Origin of the sequence: Nostoc sp., assembly GCF_036917975.1 — a bacterium.
In the GTDB taxonomy this organism is placed as follows: Bacteria; Cyanobacteriota; Cyanobacteriia; order Cyanobacteriales; family Nostocaceae; genus Nostoc.
Window position 1 is genome coordinate 1 of sequence record NZ_JBALEJ010000103.1, and the last position, 3,476, is coordinate 3,476.

Genomic DNA, 3,476 nt, shown 5'->3' on the forward strand with positions numbered 1-3,476 from the left:
TATGTTAACCAAAACCCGTACCTGATATCGCGTTTCTCGAAATGCTGTGTAGCGTAGCAAAAGAAGTTTTTGAAGAAGAATTCAGAAGTCAGGTTCCCTTTCCCCTTTCCCCTTCTTCATTGGTAAGGGTCTTATCCAAGTATTTAAGCTTAGTAGTACCAAATAAACGGAAACAGTCCTGGTTCTACTCCCACTTGTTTCCAGCCATTACGGACAGCATTCTGTTCTTTACTGCCGCGACCGTAAAGTTCTCCCGCGACGGAAATTGTTTGATACGCGGCCCGTGCAAAATTAGACCAGGGATGCAGTCGCTCCTGCAAAGTGATGTACCAGATTTTTCCGGTTTTTTCCCAGGCATAGCCACCGATATCTATTGCTGCCAAGTAAAAGGCATGGTTGGGTATACTGGAATTGATATGCACACCGCCGTTATCATCAGTTCCTTTATATAAATTTTGGAGATGAGCTGGTTGAGGGTCTTTCCCCAAAACTGGATCATCATAAGCTGTTCCTGGAGCCTTCATCGAGCGAATCCCCACTCCTTTGATACTAGATACCAACAACCCGGCGCCGATAATCCAGTCAGCTTGCTCCGCTTTTTGGTTGAGTACACGCTGTTTTACCAAAGAACCGAAGACATCAGACATAGATTCATTGAGTGCGCCTGGTTCATTCTGATAGCGCAAGCCAGCTTCATACTGGGTGACACCGTGGGTTAGCTCATGTCCAATCACATCAATTGACTTGGTAAAGCGAGTGAAAATCTGTCCATCCCCATCACCATAGACCATCTGGCTTCCATTCCAAAAAGCATTGTCATAATTCACATTGTAATGAACGGTGGAGTCCAAACGTAAACCGCGAGCGTCAACGGAATTTCGCTGGTATGCCTCCTTGTAGAAGTCAAAAGTAGCACCAGCCGCATCATAGGCTTCATTCACGGCAGGATCATTGCTAGGTGCATCGCCCTCACTACGCACCAATTTCCCAGGAAGCGACGTCCCTTGACTAGCATCATAAATGGTGCGTCGTTTCTCACCAGATGTCGTAGAGGCTGGCGCGAGACTCAATACATCACGCTGTCCTCGAATCCGTGCCGAATGAGTTAAGCTCTGAAACGCCCAGTCGCTCTGTTGAGGAGTACCGCGCTTGGCTATCTCTTTAAGCAGATGCGGTGGAATAATGCAACAGACAGAACAAATATGGTTCGTAGGATAACAACCTTTTGCCTTGACTGATTTTTGATTCTGACGGTACATAATATGATAATTATTGATGACTTTTGTGTACAAAGTAGCTCTAAGAGGAGAGGAGTCGCCACCAAAGGGGATAAATTCTGAATCCTAAGAAGCAGGGGGCAAAATTAATCGACTCAATACTAAAGATTCTGGAACATCCAAGTAGGGATTTATTTCGTTGAAATCATAAATGCCGTCTTTGACATCACCAATATATTGATGAATCAATACTGGACAGTCTATGTCGATTGCAGGTTGGGCTTGAATATCTTTCCATAAAGAAACTGAAGTTGTGTTTCTTGCGTAATTAGCTACCCACAATCCATAACATTCTGCTCCTTGTGTCATTGCTGTTTTCAGTGCTTGAGCAGTTCTATTGTCTCCATGATTAATATACACAGTAGGTAGAAATCTTACTTGAGAGCTAGCTTCTATGATCGCTTTTGACCAACCTAAATAATATTCAGTCGATAGTGCTGGTTGGGGTGCTGGTTCAGTATCGAGAAAAATGTAAAAAACTCCACCCTGGGTTACAAGATAATCTTCTCCAAAGGTTGCTAAGACATCAGAGGCATGTATCTTGCCAATTTCTTGTCCTTTCTGGTAATTGCCATTAATAACGTTGGTTTCTCTGCCAACAGGAATAACTCTAATTCCGTGATCATGCAGTACCTTATTTTCTAAAGCTCTTTTGTATTCTGCATCCCTCCCAAGAAAATAGCGTCCCCAAAAACGTGGTCTTGACCCAATTAATTTAGTAGCTTCTTGAATCTTGGCAACAGTTACGTTTCCCATTGTGTCAACACCAGGAATTCCTATGAAACCTAATGAAGTTGGCCATCTATAGAGCCAGTATGGTAGTTTTTTATGTTGATCTAGGGCAGACCAAGTTTTTTCTTCAGCTATACTATTTACAGTTAGTTTCAGATTTTCTTGAAACTTTTTTAACTCAGTACTTGTCTTGTTTCCGAAATCGCCATCAAGAACCAACGGACCCAAGCCACAACCATTTAAGGCATTCTGAAGACATACTACCCATTCTCTATTTTTTTGCTGTTGTCCAGATGTTATCGGTTCCAGAACTGGGCGTTTTTTTGGCTCAGGAATTTGATTATTAATGCTTTTTATCCCAATATTTTGATTACTGCTGATTGTGCGTGCAGTTGTTACAGGTTTATTCTTTAACCAGTTACTACGAGGTATGTTCCGACGCTCTCTACGGCTACCAATTGGCGCACGCGTTTTCCATTGTAAACGCTCTCCCTCTAAAACTGCCTGTTGCCATCCGTTACCAGAACTAACATTAAATATCCCTATATAGCCACCTGCTAAAACCTCAAAGGGTTTTTGGATATGGTTACAATGGTCAAATTTGGTTTGACCAGGCTGATGAAACAATTCAAACCAAGTTGGATAGACAAAATCTGATACTAAAACATTGTCTATCAGATATCCAAAATTATCTGGTTCACAAGCATCACAAACTTCATAGGCATAAATCACAACTTTTCCTTGAGTCTTTTGAGTAAAGACTGTTAAGTTAATTTCCGGATCGGCTAGCATTTCTAGCAATTCATGACTAGCCGTAACACTCCATTGATTGCCAGCCTGTATATCTGTAGCAACAAACACTTTTCCTAATGGTAATCCTTGGTCTGTCAAGTCATGATATCCTACAGCGTCGGCTTGATCTGAGTTATCAAGTAAGACTAGATGCCATGAGTCTGGATTTGGCTTACCTCCAAGAGGTACAAATGTCAGATCAGCGTCAATACCCCAAACAGGAGCAAAATCTCGATGCACTTGAGTTTGAAGGGATGGTAATACTGACTCTAATTCCTTGTCTGTTAACAATGTACTTTCATTAATTAGTGATATTTGAATACTTGCCATGCTACCTACTACTGCCTTTTTAGAGATTATGCTCCATAGTTGTACTATAAACTAATTAAATACACAGATAAATCAGCGTCTCTACGCAAACCTGGCATTAGACCCCCAGTTATAACTATTAACCCAAGTTGCTATTTATACCATATAAACGTGAAAAATAGATCGCCAAAGTATGAATAATTGAAATACCCGTGAGTGATAAATTTTCAACTCAATTCTCTCGACAAAACCCCTGCTCAATCAAGGTTTTAGGTTTTATCAAAGAAAGGCAGCTATGCTGGAGGCAGAAGGGAAGAGGTTTCCCTTCTGCCTCCAGCATAGCTGCCTTCTTTTATTGTTCCTTGC

2 protein-coding genes are annotated in these 3,476 nt (G+C 41.5%); both read right to left on the reverse strand.

The annotated features are described in order from the left end of the window. Positions 1 to 149: 149 nt before the first annotated feature. A complete protein-coding gene (locus V7K76_RS32030) occupies positions 150 to 1,259 on the reverse strand; it encodes a M4 family metallopeptidase (RefSeq protein WP_334776120.1) in 1,110 nt (369 codons plus the stop codon). Positions 1,260 to 1,343: 84 nt separating this feature from the next. Continuing rightward, the gene (locus V7K76_RS32035; protein WP_334776119.1) at positions 1,344 to 3,131 is read right to left on the reverse strand and encodes a peptidoglycan-binding domain-containing protein; all 1,788 of its coding nucleotides are present in this window, start codon (positions 3,129 to 3,131) and stop codon (positions 1,344 to 1,346) included. Positions 3,132 to 3,476 lie beyond the last annotated feature (345 nt).

What these genes read in the sequence shown, in the direction of transcription:
- V7K76_RS32030 (WP_334776120.1), bottom strand. Translation starts at nt 1,259, where the DNA reads ATGTACCGTCAGAATCAAAAATCAGTCAAGGCAAAAGGTTGTTATCCT.
- V7K76_RS32035 (WP_334776119.1), bottom strand. Translation starts at nt 3,131, where the DNA reads ATGGCAAGTATTCAAATATCACTAATTAATGAAAGTACATTGTTAACA.